A 22,742-nucleotide genomic window follows, 5' to 3' on the forward strand; every position below is an offset into this window, starting at 1 on the left:
GCAGCATGCTTTTCTCTCCCGCTCCACCAAGGACAGGGCTGCCATGCTCAACCGCTATCCGCTTTGGAAGTACCTGGTGATCTGCCTGGTACTTGCCGTCGGCGTGATCTACGCATTGCCGAATCTCTACCCCGAAGACCCGGCCGTGCAGATCAGTGCCGCCAGCGGCGCCGAGGCCATCGACCAGCAAGACCTCGATCGCGCCACCAGTGCCCTCGAAAACGCCGGCATCACGCCCAAGTCCGGGGAACTCAACGGTTCCACCGGCCTGATTCGCCTTACCAGCAACGACCAGCAGCTGCGCGCCAAGGAACTGATCAGCGAGGCACTCGGCGATGACGCCATCGTCGCGCTGAACCTGGCCGATGCCACGCCGTCGTGGCTGGCCAGCCTCGGTGCCTCACCGATGAAGCTGGGCCTTGACCTGCGTGGGGGTGTCCACTTCCAGCTGGAAGTCGACATGGACGCCGCGGTCAAGCAGCGCCTGGAAGTCAACGCCAGCGCCATCAAGGAAACCCTGCGCGAGGAGCGTATTCGCTACCGCGGCAGCGAAGTCGACGACGGCACCCTGAGCCTGACGTTCTCCGATGAGGAAGACCGTTCGAAGGCGCGCTCACTGATCTCGCGCGACTTCCAGAACTTCGAATACGACGAGCGCGATGTCGAGCGTGGGGCCGTATTGGACCTCACCCTGACCGCCGCCGCCGTCAAGGAGATTCAGGATTACGCGGTCAATCAGAACCTGACCACGATCCGCAATCGCGTCAACGAGCTGGGTGTGTCCGAGCCGCTGGTTCAGCGCCAGGGCCCGAACCGCATCGTGGTCGAGCTGCCGGGCGTGCAGGACACGGCCGCCGCCAAGCGCGTACTGGGTGCCACCGCCAACCTCGAATTCCGTCTCGAAGCGGCCAGTGACACGCCGGCCAGCGAGATGGAGAGCTTCGCGTTCCGCAACCAGCCGAGCCGCACCGCCAACATCATGAAGGACGTGATCATCAGCGGTGACAGCGTCTCCAGCGCCAGCACCAGCTTCGATGAAAGCGGCCGTCCGCAGGTCAACATCAACCTGGACGGCACCGGTGGCTCGATCATGAACCGCGTCACGCGTGCCGCGATCGGCCGCAACATGGCGGTACTGTTCATCGAGCACAAGACCCGCACGCGCACCGTGATGGAAGACGGCGAGAAGGTCGAGAAGCGCATCCCGTACACCGAGAAGGGGCTGATCAGCCTGGCGACCATCCAGAGCGCGCTGGGCAACAGCTTCCGCATCACTGGCCTCGACTCGCCGACGGAAGCCAAGGAGCTCTCGCTGCTGCTGCGTTCCGGCTCTCTGGCCGCGCCGATCTACTTCGTGCAGGAACGCACCATCGGCCCGAGCCTGGGCGCCGAGAACATCTCGCGCGGCATCCTGTCCGTCGAGCTGGGCCTGCTGCTGGTCGTGCTGTTCATGCTGGCGCGCTACAAGGCCTTCGGTGTCGTCGCCAACGTGGCCCTGACCGCCAACCTGGCGATCCTGATTGCCGCGATGTCGATGCTGGGCGCCACCCTGACCCTGCCGGGTATCGCCGGTATCGTGCTGACGCTGGGCATGGCGGTGGATGCCAACGTGCTGATCTTCGAGCGTATCCGCGAGGAAATGCGTTCCAAAATGCCGCTGCATCAAGCGGTGCATACCGGCTTCGAGCGCGCCTTCACCTCCATCGTCGATGCCAACATCACCACCCTGCTGGTCGCGGTGATCCTGTTCTCCATCGGCAGTGGCCCGGTCAAGGGCTTCGCGGTGACGCTGTCCATCGGCATCCTGACGTCGATGTTCACGGCGATCATGGTCTCGCGCGGCATCATCAATCTTGCCATTGGCGGCAAGACACTCAAGAAACTCTGGATCTGAGGGGCCATCGTGATGCGACAGTTTGACTTCATGAGCAAGCGGCGCGCGGCCTTCATCGTCTCCATCGTGCTGACGATCGTGGCCATTGGCGCCCTTGTGATTCATGGCCTGAACCTGGGCCTCGACTTTACCGGCGGCACCCTGGTGGAAGTGAAATACCAGGCGGCACCGGCGCTGGACAGCGTGCGCCAGACACTGGAAGCCGCCGGCTACAAGGATGTCTCGGTCCAGACCTTCGGTGCCAGCAACGAGATTCTGGTGCGTCTGCAGCAGAGCTTCGAAGCCGGCATCGGCAATGACATCGTGGCACACCTGCAGGCCACCGGTGACAGCGTCAACCTGATTCGCGCCGAGTTCGTCGGCGCCCAGGTCGGTGATCAGCTGCGTGACCAGTCCGGTCTCGGCATGCTGCTCGCCCTGGCCGTGGTGATGGTCTACGTGGCCTTCCGCTTCCAGTACAAGTTCGCCCTCGGCGCACTCATCTCGCTGGGTCACGACGTCATCATCCTGCTGGGCATCTTCGCCCTGTTCGGACTCGACTTCGACCTGACGGTACTGGCCGCGGTGCTGGCCGTGATCGGCTACTCATTGAACGACACCATCATCGTCTACGACCGCATTCGCGAGAACATCCGCAAATCGCGTATCGATGACATGCCGTCGATCTTCAATGACGCCATCAACGCGACGCTGTCACGCACACTGTCCACCTCCGGCACCACCTTGCTGGTGCTGCTGGCGCTGTTCTTCCTCGGCGGCGACATGATCCACAACTTCGCCATCGCACTGATCATCGGTGTGGTCGCGGGGACCTTCTCGTCCATCTACGTGGCAGCGGCGCTATTGCTGGTGGTCGGCCTGAAGCGTGTGGATCTGATCCCCCCGCCCAAGGAGCAGTTCGAGGACGGCGCGCCGTAAGCGTCTCGCTCCTCCATCAGAGACAGACCGCCAGGCACGGATCGCCAGGCACAAAAAAACCCCACCTCATGCGAGGTGGGGTTTTTTTCGTTCTCCAGACGGCCCCGAGGGCTGTCAGGTCACGTCGTCTTGCAGGGGCTTACAGGTGCGGCTGCATGGTCTGCGCCAGCGCCTTGTACAGACGTGCGCCAGCGGCCATCAGGGTGCCTTCGGCAACCACGACCGGCGTGCCGTCGGCACTGCCTGCCAGTGCGCCACATTCCTTCAGGAACAGGCTGACGATCTCGCTGTCACCGGCATCCAGACCCAGCACATAGACGGCATCGACGCGACCGGAGGCCAGCTCGAGCACGTCCAGCAGCGCGCAGCCGCTGGTGCGCAGCATCTCGACCTGCGGGCCGACCTGCTGAACGATGGAGAGGTAGGTCGGCAGGTGACGCGGACGCTGCCAGCTTTCCGGCAGACCCATCGCCAGACGCGCACCTTCGATGGCGGTGGCGTTGGTCACGCGGATACGGTGACCGGAGTGCTGGGCGCCACGGCCACGGCTGACGATGTACTCTTCGTCAGTGAACGGCGCGATGACCACGGCGTGCTCGGCACGGCCCTTGAACAGGCAGACCACGGACAGCGCGAAGCCGGAGGCCGCGGATGCCAGGTTGGAGTAACCGTGCACCGGCTCGATACGCCAGTGGTAGTCAGAGCCCTGACCTTCACCATCGCGATGGTCGGTATAACGGCCGGAGAGACCGTGCTGCGGATAACCGCGCTCCAGCTGACGCACGATGTGCGCTTCGGCGCGACGTGCAGTGTCTGCAATGAAGGTGTCGAGATCGTTGTCGCCACGGGCGACTTCGATACGTTCACGAGCACGGACGAACTGCTCTGCGGCACCGCGTGCAGCACGCAGCGCAAATTGGACCATCGGATGCATGATCAAGGCCTTGACGAGTCGGGAGCTGTTAAAGAACGGGTGCCACGGCGCGTGAGATACCAACGCGGCGCAACACGGATCGAGCGAAACTGGGTGCAATCGGACCAGGTGGTCATGTAGCCCGTACAGAAATCCTGATACGGCGCGGGGCGCGCTGCATAGTGCAAGGTATGCAGGCTGCCAGCCGCCACAGCACGCGGCGCCAACGAGGGCGAACACATGTTGCGACATGACGGGACGGCGTAGTTTATCAGAGCTCGGCTCAAGCTGCCATCGCGACACGCGATCTTCGCCGTAGAGAGACGGCGGGATCACGCCGCAGCTGACTGCTCCCTGCGCTGGCTTCATGCTAGGATATCGGGCTCTGGCGCACGTCTCGCCCAGCCCGGTGGCCGGGCCGCGTCGATTGCCCTGCCCTTCAATCGCTATCCTGGAAGTCCTCATGCTTGAACGTCTGCGCATTGTCCTGATTGGCACCAGCCATCCCGGCAACATTGGTGGTGCAGCCCGCGCCATGCTCAATATGGGCCTGGCCGATCTCGCACTGGTCGCGCCGCGATGTCAGGTGCAATGCCAGGAATCCGCCTCACGCGCCTCGGGTGCCGATGCACTCGTCGCCAGCGCCTCGGTGCACGAGACGCTGGAAGAGGCCGTGGCGGATTGCAGCCTGGTGGTCGGCTGCAGCGCACGCTCCCGCAACCTGCCGTGGCCGATGATCACGCCGCGCGCCTTCGCTGCCACCCTGGCCGATGAAGCCCGCTTGCCGGATGCCCGCGTGGCCATCGTCTTCGGCCGCGAGGATTCCGGGCTCTCCAATGAAGAGCTGCAGCGCTGCCACCGCCACGTGCATATCCCGACCAATCCGGATTTCAGCTCGCTGAATCTGGCCGCAGCAGTGCAGGTGCTGGCCTATGAGTGCCGCCAGGCGTGGCTGGCCGACCAGGAAGCCGCCGGCGAGACGCCGCGTGCCGAGGATGACCAGCCGTTCGGTATCGACTGGGACAGCCCGCTGGCCAGCCATGCCGACCTCGAGCGCCTGTTCGAGCATCTCGAGAAGACACTGATCAGCGTCGACTTCCTCGATCCGGAACAGCCGCGCCAGCTGATGGCACGCCTGCGTCGCCTCTATCTGCGCGCGCGTCCAGATAGCATGGAAATCAACATTCTGCGCGGCATTCTTTCCGCGGTGGACAAGCAGGTTCGCCTGGCACAAGCCGACACGGCCAACCGCACTTCCTGAGGACACGCCATGTTCACTCGACTGCGTGAAGACATCGATAGCGTGTTTGCCCGTGATCCGGCAGCGCGCAACTTCTTTGAAGTCCTGACCAACTATCCGGGCCTGCATGCACTGGTGGCCCATCGCATCAATCACTGGCTGTGGCGCCACAACGCCAAATGGCTGGCGCGCACCGGCTCGACCCTGATGCGCTGGCTGACCGGCATCGAGATCCACCCGGGTGCCACCATCGGTCGGCGCTTCTTCATCGACCACGGCATGGGCGTCGTGATCGGCGAGACCGCCCTGATCGGCGATGACGTGACCCTCTATCACGGCGTCACCCTCGGCGGCACCACCTGGAACGCCGGCAAGCGCCACCCGACCCTCGGCGACGGTGTCATCGTCGGTGCCGGCGCCAAGATTCTCGGCCCGTTCACCGTCGGTGCCGGCGCCAAGGTCGGCTCCAATGCCGTGGTCACGCGTGAAGTGCCTGCCGGCGCCACCGTCGTCGGCATTCCCGGCAAGATCGTCAAGCGTGCCGAGCCGGATGTGGCGGAGGAGCCGTCGGTCGACCCGGAAAGCCGCGAGGCCATGAAGGAGAAGTTCGGCTTCGATGCCTACGGCATGGGCCAGGACATGCCCGACCCGGTCGCGCGCTCCATGCACGCGATGCTCGATCACATGCATGCCGTGGACAAGCGCATCGAACAGATGTGCGGCACGCTGCGCAAGCTGGATGCCAGCTATCGCGCTGGGCGCCTGCCCGAGCTCGATGACGCCGACTTCGCCCAGCTGATCGATGAACTGGGGCCCTGCGGCGGCGAGACGACCGTCGCTGACGTGGCCGCGGCCCAGGGCAGCACCTCACCCAAGGCCCACGCCGCCGCATCCAGCGCATCGCAGGGCACTGCCCCTGATGACCAGCCGCGCTCCGAGCAGGCCTCTCCCCAGCAGGCACCGACCGAGCAGGCAAGCGATACGCAGGAACCCGCCGAACGTCAGCATGGCTAAAGTTGACCAATTCAGTCGGGATTGACCCCGCCAGACCACCCCACCATAATGGGGCGCATTGAGACGCCGTCTCGCCAGAGGCGGCGACTACGCCCGGCCTCGTCCTCAACGTCGCAGGCTCCATCTGCTCACGGACTCTGTCATGCGCCTGACCACCAAGGGACGCTACGCCGTCACCGCGATGCTCGATCTGGCCCTGCATGCCAGTTGCGGCCCGACCTGTCTGGCCGATATTTCCGAACGCCAGGGCATCTCGCTGTCGTATCTGGAGCAACTGTTTGCGCGTCTGCGGCGTGCAGGTCTGGTCAAGAGCGTGCGTGGCCCCGGTGGCGGTTATCTGCTGGACACCGAACTCGAGACCACCTCGGTGGCGTGCATCATCGACGCCGTCAACGAGTCAGTCGATGCCACACGCTGTCAGGGAATGTCGGACTGTCAGGCCGGTGACACCTGCCTGACGCACCATCTGTGGTGTGATCTGTCCGACGAGATCCACGGCTTTCTCGACGGCATCAGCCTGGCCGACCTGGTCGCGCGCGAAGAGATTCGCCAGATCGCCAGTCGCCAGCGCAAGGCGTGCGAGCCGACGCCGATCACCGTCATGCAGGGCAGCTGAACCCGTTCGTCATGTCTTCAGGAAGTCACCATGTCCCAGCCGATCTACCTTGACTATGCCGCCACCACGCCCGTCGACCCGCGCGTTGCCGAGCTGATGATGCGTCACCTGACGCAGGACGGCACCTTCGCCAATCCGGCCTCGCGCAGTCACATGCCGGGCTGGCTGGCCGAGCAGGCCGTCGAGGGCGCACGTCGTCAGGTCGCCGAACTGATCGGTGCCGACCCGCGCGAGATCGTCTGGACCAGCGGTGCCACCGAAGCCGACAACCTGGCGCTGACCGGCTACATGCGTGCCAATGCCGCGCGCGGCCGCCATCTGATCACCTCGACCATCGAGCACAAGGCGATTCTGGATACCGCCAGTGCGCTGGAAGCAGAAGGCTTCGAGGTCACGCGCATCGCGCCGCAGCCTGACGGCCGCATCAGCCCGGACAGCCTGCGCGACTCCCTGCGCAGCGACACCCTCCTGGTATCGCTGATGGCGGTGAACAACGAGCTGGGCAGCCTGAATGACCTGGATGCGCTGGGCGACATCGCCCATTCGCATGGCGCGGCCTTCCATGTCGATGCCGCCCAGGCGCCCGGCAAGGTGCAGATCGATGTCAGCCGTCAGCCTATCGACATGCTGTCGCTGTCCGCCCACAAGGCCTACGGCCCCAAAGGCATCGGCGCGCTGTACGTGCGTCGCCAGCCGCAGATCAAGGTCGATGCCCTGATCCACGGCGGTGGTCATGAGCGCGGTATGCGTTCCGGCACCCTGCCGACCCATCAGATCGTCGGCATGGGCGAGGCCTACCGCCTGAGCGGCGAGCAGTTCGACGCTGATCACCAGCACCTCATCGCGCTGCGTGATCAGTTCGTCGCCGGGCTTGCCGGCCTTGAAGGAGTGCACTTCAATACCGATATAGAGGTCAGTGCGCCCAACATCGTCAATCTCGCCTTCGAGGGCGTGGATGGCGAGGCGATGCTGATGGCGCTGCGCGGCATCGCGATTTCCACCGGTTCGGCCTGCAATTCCGCCAGTGTCGAACCGTCGTTCGTCCTCACCGGCATCGGGGTGCCCCGTCCACTGGCGCTGGCGTCATTGCGTTTCAGCTTCGGACGATTCACCACCGCCATCGACATTGAATCCGCGCTCGGCGAACTCAGGCATGCCCTGACCTCGCTGCGCGCCTGACCCGGGAGACTGCTCATGGCACACCTGTCGATTTCCCCCTCCGCCGCCGACCAGATCCGTGTCGTGCTGGCCGAGCGCGGCCACGGCCTTGGCCTGCGTGTCTCGGTCAAGCCAAGCGGCTGCTCCGGTTACAGCTACGTGCTCGACTTCGCCGACGAGGCCAACGAGGAAGACGCCGTCTTCGTCGATCACGGCGCCACCGTCTATGTCGACAGCGAAGCCCTCACCGTGCTCGACGGCTCCGAAGTGGATTACGTCAAGGACGGCCTGAACCGCTACTTCCGCTTCAACAACCCCAACGTCAAGGACGAGTGTGGCTGTGGCGAGAGCTTCAGCGTGTAGACGAGGCTTCAGCGTGTAGACCAGGCTTCAGCGTCCAAGCCAGACCTCAACGTCTGAGCCGACCCTCAGCGCCTCGCCAGCCCATGCCGACGAGGCGCTTGCCATCTGTGCGTCATGCGACTCAGGCATGATGGATGCAGCCGGTGGCACTTGCCGCTATAATGCCGCCCACTTTTGTCGCGCGCATGCCGACAGAGCCCGTTTTCCGCCGTGCGGCATCTGCCGTGCGGCTCTTCAAAGCTTGTCTCAGGAGATTCACCATGACTCAGCGCACTCTGTCCATCATCAAGCCGGATGCCGTTGCCAAGAACGTGATCGGCGAAATCTACTCTCGCTTCGAGAAGGCCGGTCTGCAGATCGTCGCTTCCAAGATGGTTCACCTGTCCAAGGAACAGGCCGAAGGCTTCTACGCTGAGCACAGCGAACGTGGCTTCTTCGGTGAGCTGGTCGGCTTCATGACTTCCGGCCCGGTCATGATCCAGGTGCTGGAAGGCGAAGACGCCATCACCAAGAACCGCGACCTGATGGGCGCTACCAACCCGAAGGAAGCTGAAGCCGGCACCATCCGCGCAGACTTCGCCACTTCCATCGACGCCAACGCCGTTCACGGTTCTGACGCGCCGGAATCTGCCGCTCGCGAAATCGCCTACTTCTTCGGCGACAACGAAATCTGCCCGCGCGGTTGATTTCGCCTTGTACGACTGAGAAGCCCGGCCCTTCGGGGCACGCGTCTCTCAGCCGTGCATGACACGACGGCCCTGCCTGCGAGGCGGGGCCGTCGTGGTATCGGACGTGCTGAAGCGCCGCGCGACAGCCTGCATCCCCTGAAGCAGATTCGACGCTTGAGCAGGTCCGATACGCTTTTCTGAAAGCCGCTGCAGCGCCCTCTCCCCACGCCATGTGACGCCCACGCGCACTGCGCTGATGACGAGAGCCTCTTGAGGTCTGCGAGCCATCGCCACCTCCGCTGACAGCGTCGCCCTGCAGACGTCTATCCTTTGTGAGACGCCTGCCCATCCCTGACACGACCGGCCCATACCATGACTGATACCACTGCAACTGCCACCGATGCCGCGGCCCCTGCCGCCGTCAAGCTCACCAACCTGCTGGGCCTGCCGCGCCCGGCGATGGAAGCCTTCTTCGAGAGCATCGGCGAGAAGAAATTCCGCGCCACCCAGGTGATGAAATGGATTCACCAGGAAGGCGTCGACAGCTTCGACGAGATGACCAACCTTGCCAAGCCGCTGCGCGAGCGCCTCAAGCAGGTCGCCGAGGTCCGTGCGCCGGGCATCGTCTATGAAGGTGAGTCCAAGGACGGCACCCGCAAGTGGGTGCTGGAAGTCAGCGATGGCAGCTACGTCGAGACCGTGCTGATCCCGTCCGAGAACGGCAACCGTCGCACCCTGTGCGTGTCTTCCCAGGTAGGCTGCTCGCTGGACTGCAGCTTCTGCTCCACCGGCAAGCAGGGCTTCGAGCGTGACCTGACCGCCGCCGAGATCATCGGCCAGGTGTGGGTCGCCACCCGTGGCGCCGAAGACCGCAAGGACACCCGCAAGCGTCCGGTCACCAACGTGGTGATGATGGGCATGGGCGAGCCGCTGATGAACTACGACAATGTCGTGCCGGCGATGAAGCTGATGCTGGACGACAACGCCTATGGCCTGTCCAAGCGTCGCGTCACCCTCTCCACCTCTGGTGTGGTGCCCAAGCTGGACCAGCTCGGCGATGAGATGGACGTCAGTCTGGCGATCTCGCTGCACGCGGCCAACGATGAATTGCGCAACGTGCTGGTGCCGATCAACCGCAAGTGGAACATCCGCGCGCTGCTCGACTCCTGCCATCGCTACCTGGCCAAGTGTGACGACGCCCGTATCGTCACCATCGAGTACACCCTGATCAAGGACGTCAATGACCAGATCAAGCACGCCGAGGAACTGGCCGCGCTGCTCGACGAGCTGCCGTGCAAGATCAACCTGATCCCGTTCAACCCGTTCCCGCATTCCGGTTACGAGAAGCCGTCACGCAACCAGGTGATGCGCTTCCAGCAGCGTCTCTATGAGCTGGGCTACACCGCACCGGTGCGCGCCACACGTGGCGATGACATCGACGCCGCCTGTGGCCAGCTGGTCGGCCAGGTCAAGGACCGCACCCGTCGTGCCGAGCGTTACATCAACGCCATCCAGCTCGACGCCGACTGAGCGGCTGCCAGCACTGACCTGACGCCATCGCCATGGCGACGCGCCGCCCTGCCGCCTTGACTTGAGGCAGGTGCGGCGCTTTGATGGGGGCGCTTTTGTTGCCTGCCGCGACCCTCGTCCGCAGGCACATCATGAGCCTTCATCCACGCGAGGATTGCATGCCGAGTCGTCTGCCCCGTCATCGCACCAATGCGCATGGCCCTGTCGCCCAGGGCCCCTGCCAGCATGATTCCCACATCCGCACCGCTGCTCGCGGCCTCTCTCGCCGTACCAGAGCCCTGCTGCTGTGCCTCGGATTTGCCGGCCTGACCCTCGCAGGCTGTGCGACACGCGTGGAAACCAACGACCCCTACGCTCCGCCGGATGACAACAAGGCCTCGAACGCCTATGTGGAACTCGGGGAGGCCTATCTGGGTCGTAATCAGCTGCAGCGCGCTGACAATGCCTTCCAGAAGGCACTCAAGCTGCAGAGCAGCAATGCCGAGGCCAAAGCCGGGCTGGCGATGATCTATCAGCGCCAGGGGGAGAACGTGCTCGCCGATGACTATTTCAACCAGGCCATTTCCAGCGATCCGTCCTTCACCCGTGCGCGCAACAACTACGCAGCCTTTCTCTATTCTCGCGGTGAATACGTCGCGGCCTGTCGTCAGCTCGAGATCGCAGCGGAAGACCTGACCTACGACAATCGTGGTCAGCTCTATACCAATCTGGGCCGCTGTCAGATGCAGCTGGGCAAGACCAGCGAGGCCGCGAAGAGTTTCGAGCGAGCCGTCAAGATCAACCCGCGTGAGTCAGAGGCCTGGTTGGCGGTGGCACGCATGTCACATGACGCCGGCGACAATGACGCCGCCCAGTCGGCCCTGAGCCGCTACTTCCGCCTGGCAGGCACCGACAGCGACAGTCTTGCCCTGGCCGTCGATGTGGCTACAGCTCGCGGCGACAGCCGTCTGGCAGACCTCTACAGCCGTCAGCTGGAGCAGGTCATGACACGGGAATCCGGTCGCGCGGTGATTCGCACTCCCTGAGCAAGGCGCAACGACGCCGCTGATGGGGCCACCTCTTGGGCGGGGGCGCTGCAAGCAGGGCCGAGAAGACCGAATTGCCGGTGAAAATCTCGGCGCGGGCTTGGTATAGTGCCGACGCGGACGAACGTGTGTTCGTACGCGTCGATTGGCGTGGGAGTCATCGCTTTTCACGCTGCTCGCTCGCACGATGATCAACGAGTCGTGTAGTACCCGGCCAGTCGCGCGACAGCATCAGTCAGCATGCTCCAGTATCAGGAGCAGTTCCCGCAGTACCGGAAGAGCGCCCGGATGTGCGTTCGGTAGACAGTTTTTCCTTACAAGGATGCGCCATGAGCGAACATCAACCCGCCCCTGATCAGCACGCCAGTGATGCACTGCCTGGCACGCGCCTCAAGCTGGAGCGCGAACATCAGGGGTTGTCGCGTGATGAGGTGGCGACACAGCTCAACCTGCGCCCCAGCCTGGTCGATGACCTGGAACGCGACCACTACGACCAGATTCCCATTGCCGCGTACCGTCGCGGCTATCTGCGTGCCTATGCCCGCCTGCTGGGTATGGACGAGAAAGCGATCGTCGGGCAGTACAATGCCCAGTTCGGTACCACCGAAGCCGAGCGCTACACTCCCAGCTCCACACCGTCGGTGCGCCCGCCGGGCAAGATGGGCAAGTACCTGTTCCGCCTCGTCAGCCTGCTGGTCATCGCCGGCCTGATCGGCCTCAGCTACGTGTGGTGGCAGAGCGGCGACTATGGCCGCACCTCGCCGGCCGAAACCTCCGCCCTCGAAGACGGCAGCGATGCGGACAGCGCCGCACCGGTCGTGAACGCCGATGGCTCCATCGAGCTTTCGCTCTCGCAGTCCTCTGCCAGTGAAGCGGCGCCGTCCTCCACTGCTACTGCCACCGGTGATGCGTCTGCCATCGAGGCAGCCACCTCGTCCGAGGCGACAGCGCAGAGTGCTGACGCGCTCGACACGAACGCTGGCGCGCCGGGCGCTGCAGAGACTGGTACGCAAGCGTCTGACGCTGCCACGGAGAGCGCCGCTACCACTGACGTGAGCACAGTCGCCGATGCCAGTGCCGACACCTCACAAGAGAGCGCAGCAGAGGATGCTGCACCGGCGGCAGACCCGCGCAAGCTAGAATTGACGTTCAACATCAATTCCTGGACCGACATCCGTGATGCCGATGGCGAGCGCCTGCTGCGCGGCAACAACGAGGCCGGCACCAGCACGACGCTGGAAGGCAAGCCGCCCTTCACGCTGACCATCGGCAATGCCTCTGGCGTCGAATTGCGTTACATGAATGAAGCGGTCGACCTCACGCGCGTCACGCGCGGCAGTGTTGCCAAACTTACCCTCGGTGAATGATCCGGAATCCCATGCATAGTCACTCCCCCATCAAGCGCCGCGTCTCGCGCAAGATTCATGTCGGCAATGTGGCCGTCGGCGGCGATGCACCGATTTCCGTGCAGAGCATGACCAACACCGACACCAACGATGTCGCCGCCACCGTCGCGCAGATCAAGCGCCTCGAGGATGCCGGTGCCGATATCGTGCGTGTCAGCGTGCCGGACATGGATGCCGCCGAAGCCTTCGGTCGCATCAAGCAGCAGAGCAACATCCCGCTGGTGGCCGATATCCACTTCGACTACAAGATCGCCCTGCGTGTGGCGGAACTTGGCGTCGACTGCCTGCGCATCAACCCGGGCAACATCGGTCGTGAAGACCGCGTGCGTGCCGTGGTCAGCGCCGCCCGCGACAACGGCATCCCGATCCGCATCGGCGTCAACGCAGGCTCGCTGGAAAAGGACCTGCAGAAGAAATACGGCGAACCGACGCCGGCGGCGCTGGTCGAATCTGCCATGCGTCACATCGACCATCTGGATCGCCTCGACTTCCAGGACTTCAAGGTCAGCGTCAAGGCCAGCGACGTGTTCATGGCCGTCGCCGCCTATCGTGACCTGGCGGCGCGCATCGAACAGCCGCTACACCTGGGCATCACCGAAGCCGGCGGCCTGCGCTCGGGCACCGTCAAGTCTTCCATCGGCCTGGGCATGCTGCTGATGGATGGCATCGGTGACACCATCCGCGTGTCGCTGGCCGCGGACCCGGTCGAGGAGATCAAGGTCGGCTTCGACATGCTCAAGAGCCTCAAGTTGCGCGCCAAGGGCATCAACTTCATTGCCTGTCCCAGCTGCTCGCGTCAGAATTTCGACGTCATCAAGACCATGAACGAACTGGAGACACGTCTTGAAGACGTGATGACGCCGCTGAACGTCTCGGTCATCGGCTGTGTCGTCAATGGCCCCGGCGAAGCCAAGGAGACCGATGTCGGCCTGACCGGCGGCAGCCCCGCCAACCTGGTCTACCTGGACGGCAAGCCGGCCAGCAAGTTGACCAATGACACCCTGGTTGACGATCTTGAGCGACTCATCCGTGACAAGGTCGCGGAAAAAGAGGCCCGTGAGGCCGACACCATCATTCGCCAGAGCTGAGCTTGTCTCGGCTGGCTTGCGCGTCGTGAGTGACGCGCCTTCGTCTCCCCACCCGCCTGCATGACCTCATGCGAGCGCCGTGGGGAGACGCGCAAGGATTCAGGAGAGAACGTTGAGTACCAAGATCCAGGCCATTCGTGGCATGAACGACCTGCTGCCGGACCAGTCACCGGTATGGCAATACTTCGAGCACCAGGTGGAAGCGCTGATGGGCCAGTACGGCTATCGCGAGATCCGCACCCCCATCGTCGAGCAGACCGCACTGTTCAAGCGCTCCATCGGCGAAGTCACCGACATCGTCGAGAAGGAGATGTACACCTTCGACGACCGTAACGGCGACAGCCTGACCCTGCGTCCGGAAGGCACCGCCAGCTGCGTGCGCATGGCGATGGAGAATGGCCTGGTCCACAACCAGATCCAGCGCCTGTGGTACACCGGGCCGATGTTCCGCCACGAGCGCCCGCAGAAGGGCCGTTATCGTCAGTTCCATCAGGTGGGCGTCGAAGCCTACGGTATGGAAGGCCCGGACATCGATGCCGAGATGATCCTGCTCTCCGCGCGTCTATGGCGTCAGCTTGGCCTTCTTGAGCACGTCACCCTCGAGCTCAACTCGCTGGGTAGCCTTGAGGCGCGTGCCGCCTATCGTGACCTGCTGGTCGAATACTTCGAACAGCACCTGGATGTCCTCGACGAAGACTCCAAGCGTCGTCTGCACAGCAACCCGCTGCGCATCCTCGATACCAAGAACCCGGACATGGCCGCCGTCGTCGACGCCGCGCCGCGCCTGGGGGATCACCTTGATGAAGAATCCCGCGTGCACTTCGAGGGCCTCAAGGCACGACTCGACGCCGCTGGCATCGAATACGTCATCAACCCGCGTCTGGTGCGTGGCCTCGATTACTACTCGCGCAGTGTGTTCGAATGGACCACCACCGCACTGGGCAGCCAGGGCACCGTGTGTGCCGGCGGCCGCTACGACAGCCTGTTCGAACAGCTGGGCGGCAAACCGGTACCGGCGGTCGGCTTCGCGATGGGCGTCGAGCGCCTCATCCTGTTGCTCGAGACACTGGAACTGGTACCGCAGGACGTCCGCGAGACCGTCGATGTCTACCTGATGTCGATGGGCGAGCAGGCCGAAGGCGAAGCCATGCGTCTGGCCGAAGAGCTGCGCACCGCCCTGCCCAACCTGCGCCTGGTGCTGCATTGCGGTGGCGGCAGCTTCAAGAGCCAGATGAAGAAGGCCGACAAGAGCGGTGCACGCATCGCGCTGATTCTCGGTGAGAATGAAGTCATCGAAGGTACGGTGGCGCTCAAGTTCCTGCGCGAGGAACGCGACCAGGAAACGCTGAACCAGCGTGCACTGGGCGAACGTCTCGACAGCGTCTTCGGCGCCTGAGACTGCCAATGAATATCGGGCGGAGAGCCAGCTCTCCGCCTCTCGAATGCAAGTGCCGGCATGCCGGCCAGGTCAAGGAGACCGCCCGTGGCGGAAGAGCTCAGAAGCGAAGAAGAACAGCTTGAAGCCATCAAGCGTTGGTGGAGCGAGAACGGCAAGTCACTGATTGCCGGTGTCGTACTGGCCGGCGCCGGTGTCTTTGCCTTCAAGGCCTGGCAGAACTACGAAGCCAGCCAGTCCGAAGCGGCCTCCGTGCGTTACCAACAACTGATCAGCCTCGTCAGCCAGCCCAAGCTGGAAGACGCCGGCGTCAAGCAGGCGCGTACGCTGATCGGCGAACTGGAAAGCGAGCACGGCGACAGCCTCTACACCCAGATGGCGCACCTGCTGGATGCCAGCATGTCGGTCAAGGCCAACGATCTCGATGCAGCCGCCACGGCGCTGCAGAGCGTGATCGACAACAGCGATGATAACTACCTGCAGGGGCTGGCCAGCCTGCGTCTGGCGCGCATCAATGTCGAGCGCGGCGACAACGACGCGGCACTCGCCCTGCTCAAGAGCCCGCCGGCGCCGCTGGCAGCGCAGGCGGCGGCGGTGCGTGGCGATGCCCTGGCCGCACAGGACAAGCGTGATGAGGCCATCGCCGCCTATCAGCAGGCCAGCACCCTGTCGCAGGAAAGTGGTCAGCCGGTCTACGGTCTCGACCTGAAACTCGCCGATCTGGCTGCGGAGTCTTCTTCATGAGCGTCACTCGTCGTCTGAGCGTACCGGCCTCGCTACTGGCCGTGAGTCTGCTGGCCGGTTGTGCCAGCAGTGCCCAACCGGAATATGCGCCCAAGGAGCTGGTCGATTTCGATCGCCAGGTCGCGCTGGATTCCGTCTGGAGCGAATCGGTCGGCAATGGCCTTGGCCGTGCCCACTATCCGCTGTCCCCGATCTTCGCCAACGACAAGCTGTTCGTCGGTGCCGAAGGCGGTGAACTGGAAGCCCTCGCTGCCGACAGTGGCGACGACATCTGGCAGACACGGTTGCCAGCTGGCATCACCAGCGCACTGAATGCCGATGCCTCCCGCCTGTACGTCGGTACGCGCGATGGCAAGGTCAGCGCCGTCAGTCAGGAAGATGGCAGCATCGAGTGGAGCACGCGTGTCTCCAGTGAGGTGCTGGCCGCGCCGCAGTACAACGCCGAGCTGGTCGTGGTGCAGAGCGTCGATGGTACCGTGACCGCGCTTGATCGCTTCACCGGCGAAGAGCAGTGGGCCTACTCGGCCACGATTCCGGCCCTGACACTGCGGGGCACCGGCGCGCCGCGCGTCATCCAGCCGGTCACCTTCGCTGGCTTCGCCAACGGCAAGCTGGTCACGCTCGACAATCGCTCAGGTCAGGAACTGTGGGACCTGCGCGTCGCCGTGCCGTCCGGGCGTACCGAGGTGGACCAGCTGGTCGATCTCGATGGCCAGCCGGTGCTGACCCAGGATGGTCGCCTGTTCGTCACCAGCTACAACGGTCGCCTGATCGCACTGGACGCTCGCAACGGCGAGCCGCTGTGGGACAAGCCGTCCTCCAGCTATCTGACGCCCATCGTGGTCGGCGATTACCTGTTCAGTATCGACAACGCTAGCCATGTGCTGGCGATGGATGCCAACACCGGTAACGTGCTGTGGAAGTCCGAAGACCTGGAAGGTCGCTGGCTGACCTCTCCGGCCTTCGTCGATGGCAAGCTGGTGGTCGGTGACTACGAAGGCTATGTGCACCTGATCGACGCCCAGAGCGGGGAGATGGCCGGCCGCTATGACGTGGGGGGCGATGGCATCAGCATCACCCCGCTGACCGAAGGCAAGCGCATCTATGTCTACACCAACGATGGCGAGCTGACGGCGCTGGACCTCGAAGCCCCGTAAGCCATTGATCGAGCGCGCATGTCAGCCTGCCCCGCAAGCTGACATGCGCGCTAGGTCAGCCCTCGTCACGACAACGGCAGCCTCCTGGCTGCCGTTGTCGTAATGCGCCATTGGTAGCAACTCCCTGTCAATGCTAGAATGCTGCCCCCGCTGATCCCGTGAGTCGACTGACGCCTCCCTCGCGTCGGTAGAGCCACAGGATTCAGCCACGAGATCATTTCCGCGGAGAGTGCCAAGGCTCGCTCCGCGGGCCATACTGGAGACGGGCCTCGTCCGGCGCCTGCCGACGACGCGCTCCAGTGACCCAAGTCCGATATCATCGCTATCGCCCTGCCTGCACAAGGTGCTTTCCAGCCGTCATGGTTCGAAGCAGACCGGTTCGAAGCAGACCGTACGGGGCCGGCATCGATGCTATCCCTGCGAATGCTGTGAGATTCCATGAACCCCGTGATCGCCCTGGTCGGCCGCCCGAATGTCGGCAAGTCGACGCTATTCAATCGCCTCACCAAGACCCGTGATGCTCTGGTCGCCGATTTTCCCGGCCTGACCCGTGACCGCAAGTACGGCACCGGCAAGGTCGGCGGCAAGCCCTACACCGTCATCGACACCGGCGGCATCAGCGGTGACGAGGAAGGCATCGACCTGATGATGGCCGGCCAGTCACTGGCCGCCATCGACGAAGCCGACATCGTGCTGTTCATGGTCGATGCGCGCGCCGGCCTGAACATGGCGGACGAGGCCATCGCCAATCACCTGCGCGTCAACCAGAAGAAGACCTGGCTGGTGGTCAACAAGACCGACGGCATGGACGAGGAGATCGGCAAGTCCGACTTCTGGACCCTGGGTCTGGGTGATCCGCGCGCCATCGCCGCCGAGCACGGCCGCAACGTCACCACGCTGCTGGAAGAGGTGCTCTCGCCCTACCCCGAAGTCGAGGAAGGCGAAGACGAGGACCTGCACCCGGAGCTGGATGATCGCGGCGTGCGCATCGGCATCATCGGTCGCCCGAACGTCGGCAAGTCGACGCTGGTCAATCGCCTGCTGGGCGAGGAGCGCGTGGTGGTCTATGACCAGGCCGGCACCACCACCGACGCGGTGGAAATTCCCTTCGAGCGTCGCGGCAAGCCTTACCTGCTGGTCGATACCGCCGGGGTCCGTCGTCGCAAGAACGTGCGCGAAGTGGTGGAGAAGTTCTCCATCATCAAGACGCTGGAAGCGATCAAGAAGTGCAACGTCGCCGTGATGGTGCTCGATGCCCGCCAGGGGCTGGTCGAGCAGGACCTGCACCTGCTGGACTTCGTGCTGACCAGCGGCCGCGCGCTGGTGCTGGCGGTCAACAAGTGGGATGGCCTGGAAAGCGAAGCCAAGGAGAAGATGCGCTCCGAGATCAAGCGTCGTCTGGGCTTTGCCGACTACGCTGACCTGCACTTCATCTCCGCGCTGCACGGCACTGCGGTGGGTGACCTCTACCCGTCCATCGACCGCGCCTTCGAAAGCGCCGTAGCCCGCTGGTCGACCAAACGTCTGACCACCCTGCTGCAGGACGCCACCCAGGCGCACCAGCCGCCGATGGTCAACGGCCGTCGCATCAAGCTGCGCATGGCTCACCAGGGTGGCGCCAATCCGCCGCTGATCGTGGTGCACGGCAACCAGACCAACCGTCTGCCGGAAGCCTACAAGCGCTACCTGACCAACACCTTCCGCAAGGTGCTCAAGGTCAAGGGTACGCCGATGCGTTTCGAGTTCCGCTCCGGCGACAACCCCTTCGATGGCGCCCAGGGGGCTGACGACCGCGAACGCGCGAAAGAGCGTTCACTGGCACGTACCAAGGAAGCTCGCAAGGAGCGCAAGCAGCGCCGTTGATGGCGTGAACTGCGCCTGTGGGTGATGGCAGGCCAGCGAATCCGATCCGCCAGCCTGCCCCATGAAAAAGCCGCCCCTGCAGATGACTGCAGGGGCGGCTTTTTCATGTCGCGAGCACTGATGTTTCCAGCACCTCAAGCGCCGGGCTCACGCCTCCAGCGTCTTCTGCCCCGCCCACAGGTTGGCGAACTGCCAGGCGGCACGCCCGCTGCGCACCCCGCGCTGGGTGGCGTAGCGCAGCGCCTCGCCACGCGCCGCCTCATCGAAGCTGCCCGCGCCGAGCCGCCATTCCACCCAGTGCTGACAGGTCTCCAGGTAGGCGTCCTGATTGAAGGGGTGGAAGGCCAGCCACAGGCCGAAGCGGTCCGACAGCGAGATCTTCTCTTCCACTGCATCGCCATGATGCAGCTCGCCATCGACGATGTGGGTGGCCTGGTTGTCGCTCATGTGCTCCGGCAGCAGATGACGACGGTTGGAGGTGGCGTACAGCAGCACGTTCTCCGGCGGCCCGGTCAGGGTGCCATCCAACACGCTCTTGAGCGCCTTGTAGGCGTCATCACTGCCCTCGAAGGACAGATCATCACAGTAGACGATGAAGCGATGCGGCTGCTGGGCCAGCTCGGCGACCAGCGCCGGCAGTGCCGGCAGGTCGTGGCGATCGATCTGGATCAGACGCAGCCCCTCACGGCCCAGGGTATTGAGCAGCGCGCGGACCAGCGATGACTTGCCGGTGCCACGCGCGCCCCACAGCAGCGCATGGTTGGCCGGCTTGCCCGCGAGGAAGGCACGAGTGTTGGCCAGCAGCTCACGCTTCTGGCGTGCGATGCCGAGCAGGTCCTCGAGTGTCAGGGCGTCACGCGGCGCGATCGGCGTCAGGCGCCCTCCCAAGGGGTGGCGAGTCCACAAGGCGGCGACATCGCGTGTCCAGTCCACTTCGACAGCCGTCGGCGGCAGCATCGGTTCGAGTCGGTCCAGCAGATGCGAGAGGCGGCGTTCAAACTCTGGCGACATGATGATTCCCTGTCAGATACATGGGGTCCGGGCCGTGGCAGGCCCATCAGATCACGCCCAGTATCCCATGCCCGGCGGCCCCGTCTGGCCTGACGATGCTGTGATCTCAGCAACGTATCATTTCACTGACTGCACCACTTCGCCTATCCGGTTATGCTGTCTGCACGTTTCTTGCACGTTCAGCGTCGCCCTGCCGTGCGCTTGAAGATTGTCACGTCATCTAGCCAGGAGGCCCCAATGCCAGGATTGCTCGATCTCTCATCTCCCCGCGCCCTGCGTCGTCTGCTCCCGCTGGCGGCCCTTGCGGCGTCCGTCACCCTGAGTGCCTGCGCCAGCTCTCCGCTGGGCCGCAGCCAGCTGACTCTCTACTCGGACCAGGAACTGGAGAAGATGGGAGAAGCCAGCTTCAGCAAGTACCAGCAGGAGCTGCCGGTGGTGGAAGGACGTCAGGATGCCTACGTCAGCTGCGTGGCAGATGCGGTGACCGCCAAGGTGCCCGCCAGCTATGGCATCAGCGGCTGGCAGGTCAAGGTATTCGAGGACGAGTCCGCCAATGCCTTCGCGCTGCCGGGCGGCTATATCGGCGTCAACACCGGGTTGCTGGAGGTCGCCGAGAATCAGGACCAGCTGGCGACCGTCATCGGCCACGAGATCGCCCACGTGCTGGCGCGCCACGCCAACGAGCGCGTCTCGACCCAATCGCTGACCTCCGCCGGGCTGTCGCTGACCCAGGCACTGGCAGGCCTCGAAGGCACCGGTGGCGATCAGCTCATGGGCCTGCTGGGCATGGGCGCGGAATACGGCGTGCTCAAGCCGTTCTCGCGCTCCCACGAGTCCGAAGCCGACCTGCTGGGGCTGGACCTGATGGCCGAAGCCGGCTTCGACCCGCGCGCCAGCATCAAGCTGTGGGCCAACATGAACGCTGCCGGAGGCGCGCAACCTCCGGTGTGGATGTCGACGCACCCGAGTGATGAGCAGCGCATGGCGGCCCTCAACGAGCGCCTCGAGACCGCTCTGCCGACCTATCAGCAGGCCCGCGCCGCCGGCGAGAAGCCCAACTGCGATCGTCTGCGCTGACCCCGCCCGTGTGGCGTGGCTTGACCAGTCTCAGGCAACACACGCCCGCGCAGTCCCGGAGGCAACCCGGGGCTGCGCGGGCGTGTGACGACTTCCCTCCTGCTACCCGCCTCTTCCTTGTTTGATAACCCCCCTCCCCGCCTCTTGCTGGCTCCCCCTGGCGGCCTCTCCCTGGCTGACTCACGCTACCCGCTTTCTGATTCATCGACCTGACAGCTCGAATGTAAAAAGACGCCGTCAAATGTGTCGATATCCGCGAATCATGTAACCGCATTGCTAATCTGGGATCACCTGCTCGCCTGCGCACTGCCCATGCAGACACTTCATGCACAGCGGTGTGAGCGTATTCCCGACACTCGCTTGAGGATGCCTTATATGACTCGACACGCACTCATCATCGACGACGATCCGGATTTTCGTGAGCTCATCAGTGGGCTGCTTTCCGCCCATGGTTTCGACTGCACGCAGAGCGAAGGGCTGCAGGACATCGCCTGCAATCCCGCCTGCCTGGAGACGGACCTCATCCTGGTGGACTACGAACTGGGCGACTTCACCGGCGATGATGTGCTCAGCTATCTGCGCGAACGCAATGTCGAGGCGGGCATCATCCTGATGAGCGCCTGTCACAACGACGACATGCAAGCGATGGTCGCCAGGGGCAAGCGCAGTGGCCTGGAGATGCTGGGCCAGCTCGGCAAGCCCTGCGACATCATGCACCTGGCCTCTCTGCTGGCAGAGCTGGACAAGCAACGCAATCCGCTGTCACTCGATGAACTGGATGATGCTCTGACCGAGCGCCAGCTGCATCTCGTCTATCAGCCCAAGATCGACCTCGCCAGCGGCCGGCTCAGCGGCGCGGAAGCTCTCGTGCGCTGGCAGCATCCTCTGCGCGGCATGGTCATGCCCAACCAGTTCATCGCCCTGGCGGAACGCACCAACCGTATCGAGGCACTCACCTGGCAGGTCATCGAGCATGGTTTCCGCCAGCAGGGCCAATGGCAGTCCCAGGGCCTTCACCTTGATCTCGCGCTCAATCTGTCACCCCAGCTGCTGCGCACCCGCGACATGCTGAAGACGCTGGATGCGCTGGCCAGTCAGCATCATGTCGATCCGCACTCCATCACGCTGGAACTCACGGAGAGCTGCGGGATCGACTGCCTCACCTACGCTCGTCACCTGCTCAATGCCATTCGCGACCGCGGCTATCGCCTGGCGCTGGATGACTTCGGCACCGGTTTCTCCTCGATGATGCAGCTCTACAACCTGCCGTTCGACGAATTGAAGATCGACCAATGCTTCGTCGGGCGCAGCGACAGCCACCCGGAAGCGCGCGCCATCACCCGTACCATCGTCGAGCTGGGCCAGCGTCTGAATCTCGCCGTGGTCGGCGAAGGCATCGAGACCGCGGAACAGCGCGATTACCTCTGCGATACCCGCTGCAATATCGGTCAGGGCTATCTGTTCGCACACCCCATGCCCGTCACCGATTTCAATGCCTGGAGCCGCTGCCCGCCCAGTGCCGTCAATGCAATCAGCCAGCGCCACACCTCCGCAGTCCATTGAGGAGGCTGGCGTCCCGCCGCAGCGCAGCACAGACAGCGGGAATGCCACAACACCCCACGACACAGACGCCACCCATGTCGCCATGGATGGCGTCTGTG

The 22,742-nt window shown here is 64.0% G+C and carries 20 protein-coding genes; 18 read left to right on the forward strand and 2 right to left on the reverse strand.

Translation table 11 applies throughout. The features are described 5' to 3' along the window. The first annotated feature begins 43 nt into the window (after window positions 1-43). The gene (secD, locus tag NH396_RS14055) at window positions 44-1,894 is read left to right on the forward strand and encodes a protein translocase subunit SecD (protein WP_253064538.1); all 1,851 of its coding nucleotides are present in this window, start codon (window positions 44-46) and stop codon (window positions 1,892-1,894) included. A 12-nt stretch (window positions 1,895-1,906) separates the two neighbouring features. After that, window positions 1,907-2,812 carry a protein translocase subunit SecF gene (gene secF / locus NH396_RS14060; RefSeq protein WP_253064539.1) on the forward strand — a complete coding sequence of 302 codons (906 nt, stop codon included), beginning with the start codon at window positions 1,907-1,909 and terminating at the stop codon, window positions 2,810-2,812. A gap of 139 nt (window positions 2,813-2,951) precedes the next feature. Here secF and NH396_RS14065 read toward each other — a convergent pair whose 3' ends face one another. Further along, a complete protein-coding gene (locus tag NH396_RS14065; RefSeq protein ID WP_153636514.1) occupies window positions 2,952-3,746 on the reverse strand; it encodes an inositol monophosphatase family protein in 795 nt (264 codons plus the stop codon). A 442-nt stretch (window positions 3,747-4,188) separates the two neighbouring features. Here NH396_RS14065 and NH396_RS14070 point away from each other — a divergent pair, with 442 nt between their 5' ends. The 14 genes from NH396_RS14070 (at window position 4,189) to der (ending at window position 18,993) form a co-directional block, all read left to right on the forward strand. Next, the gene (locus NH396_RS14070) at window positions 4,189-4,986 is read left to right on the forward strand and encodes an RNA methyltransferase (protein WP_253064541.1); all 798 of its coding nucleotides are present in this window, start codon (window positions 4,189-4,191) and stop codon (window positions 4,984-4,986) included. A 9-nt stretch (window positions 4,987-4,995) separates the two neighbouring features. Then, window positions 4,996-5,979 (forward strand): serine O-acetyltransferase, encoded by a 984-nt coding sequence (gene cysE, locus NH396_RS14075; RefSeq protein WP_253064543.1) that lies wholly within the window; start codon window positions 4,996-4,998, stop codon window positions 5,977-5,979. A 142-nt stretch (window positions 5,980-6,121) separates the two neighbouring features. After that, window positions 6,122-6,595, forward strand: coding sequence for a Fe-S cluster assembly transcriptional regulator IscR (iscR, locus tag NH396_RS14080; RefSeq protein ID WP_175089144.1), 474 nt, complete (start codon window positions 6,122-6,124; stop codon window positions 6,593-6,595). 30 nt (window positions 6,596-6,625) lie between these two features. Then, window positions 6,626-7,774: an aminotransferase class V-fold PLP-dependent enzyme gene (locus tag NH396_RS14085; RefSeq protein ID WP_253064545.1), complete on the forward strand. Its 1,149-nt coding sequence runs from the start codon at window positions 6,626-6,628 to the stop codon at window positions 7,772-7,774. Window positions 7,775-7,789: 15 nt separating this feature from the next. Beyond that, the gene (locus tag NH396_RS14090; protein WP_176677901.1) at window positions 7,790-8,116 is read left to right on the forward strand and encodes an iron-sulfur cluster assembly accessory protein; all 327 of its coding nucleotides are present in this window, start codon (window positions 7,790-7,792) and stop codon (window positions 8,114-8,116) included. A 260-nt stretch (window positions 8,117-8,376) separates the two neighbouring features. After that, window positions 8,377-8,802 (forward strand): nucleoside-diphosphate kinase, encoded by a 426-nt coding sequence (gene ndk / locus NH396_RS14095; protein WP_043333812.1) that lies wholly within the window; start codon window positions 8,377-8,379, stop codon window positions 8,800-8,802. 354 nt (window positions 8,803-9,156) lie between these two features. Further along, on the forward strand, window positions 9,157-10,314 hold the full coding sequence (gene rlmN, locus NH396_RS14100; protein ID WP_176677902.1) for a 23S rRNA (adenine(2503)-C(2))-methyltransferase RlmN: 1,158 nt from the start codon (window positions 9,157-9,159) through the stop codon (window positions 10,312-10,314). Between the two features lie 131 nt (window positions 10,315-10,445). After that, window positions 10,446-11,339, forward strand: a complete 894-nt coding sequence (pilW, locus tag NH396_RS14105) for a type IV pilus biogenesis/stability protein PilW (protein WP_253064546.1) — start codon at window positions 10,446-10,448, stop codon at window positions 11,337-11,339. Between the two features lie 329 nt (window positions 11,340-11,668). Continuing rightward, window positions 11,669-12,706: a RodZ domain-containing protein gene (locus NH396_RS14110; RefSeq protein ID WP_253064547.1), complete on the forward strand. Its 1,038-nt coding sequence runs from the start codon at window positions 11,669-11,671 to the stop codon at window positions 12,704-12,706. Between the two features lie 11 nt (window positions 12,707-12,717). Next, window positions 12,718-13,833: a flavodoxin-dependent (E)-4-hydroxy-3-methylbut-2-enyl-diphosphate synthase gene (ispG, locus tag NH396_RS14115; RefSeq protein WP_043333809.1), complete on the forward strand. Its 1,116-nt coding sequence runs from the start codon at window positions 12,718-12,720 to the stop codon at window positions 13,831-13,833. Window positions 13,834-13,945: 112 nt separating this feature from the next. Next, entirely contained in the window at window positions 13,946-15,229 is a 1,284-nt protein-coding gene (gene hisS, locus NH396_RS14120; protein WP_253064548.1) for a histidine--tRNA ligase, read from the forward strand. A gap of 87 nt (window positions 15,230-15,316) precedes the next feature. Then, entirely contained in the window at window positions 15,317-15,973 is a 657-nt protein-coding gene (locus tag NH396_RS14125) for a tetratricopeptide repeat protein (protein WP_253064549.1), read from the forward strand. Beyond that, complete coding sequence (bamB, locus tag NH396_RS14130; protein ID WP_253064550.1) at window positions 15,970-17,130, forward strand: outer membrane protein assembly factor BamB; 1,161 nt, start codon at window positions 15,970-15,972, stop codon at window positions 17,128-17,130. Before NH396_RS14125 ends, bamB begins: the two co-directional genes overlap by 4 nt. 438 nt (window positions 17,131-17,568) lie before the next feature. Next, window positions 17,569-18,993 carry a ribosome biogenesis GTPase Der gene (der, locus tag NH396_RS14135; RefSeq protein WP_253064551.1) on the forward strand — a complete coding sequence of 475 codons (1,425 nt, stop codon included), beginning with the start codon at window positions 17,569-17,571 and terminating at the stop codon, window positions 18,991-18,993. Window positions 18,994-19,140: 147 nt separating this feature from the next. Here the strand turns inward: der and NH396_RS14140 are convergent, their stop codons facing one another. Beyond that, complete coding sequence (locus NH396_RS14140) at window positions 19,141-20,004, reverse strand: ATP-binding protein (RefSeq protein WP_043333805.1); 864 nt, start codon at window positions 20,002-20,004, stop codon at window positions 19,141-19,143. A 237-nt stretch (window positions 20,005-20,241) separates the two neighbouring features. Here NH396_RS14140 and NH396_RS14145 point away from each other — a divergent pair, with 237 nt between their 5' ends. Next, window positions 20,242-21,081 (forward strand): M48 family metallopeptidase, encoded by an 840-nt coding sequence (locus NH396_RS14145; RefSeq protein ID WP_172978723.1) that lies wholly within the window; start codon window positions 20,242-20,244, stop codon window positions 21,079-21,081. Window positions 21,082-21,456: 375 nt separating this feature from the next. Continuing rightward, window positions 21,457-22,644, forward strand: coding sequence for an EAL domain-containing response regulator (locus tag NH396_RS14150; RefSeq protein ID WP_253064552.1), 1,188 nt, complete (start codon window positions 21,457-21,459; stop codon window positions 22,642-22,644). The last annotated feature ends 98 nt before the right edge of the window (window positions 22,645-22,742 follow it).

Origin of the sequence: Cobetia sp. Dlab-2-AX (genome assembly GCF_024124625.1) — a bacterium.
In the GTDB taxonomy this organism is placed as follows: Bacteria; Pseudomonadota; Gammaproteobacteria; order Pseudomonadales; family Halomonadaceae; genus Cobetia.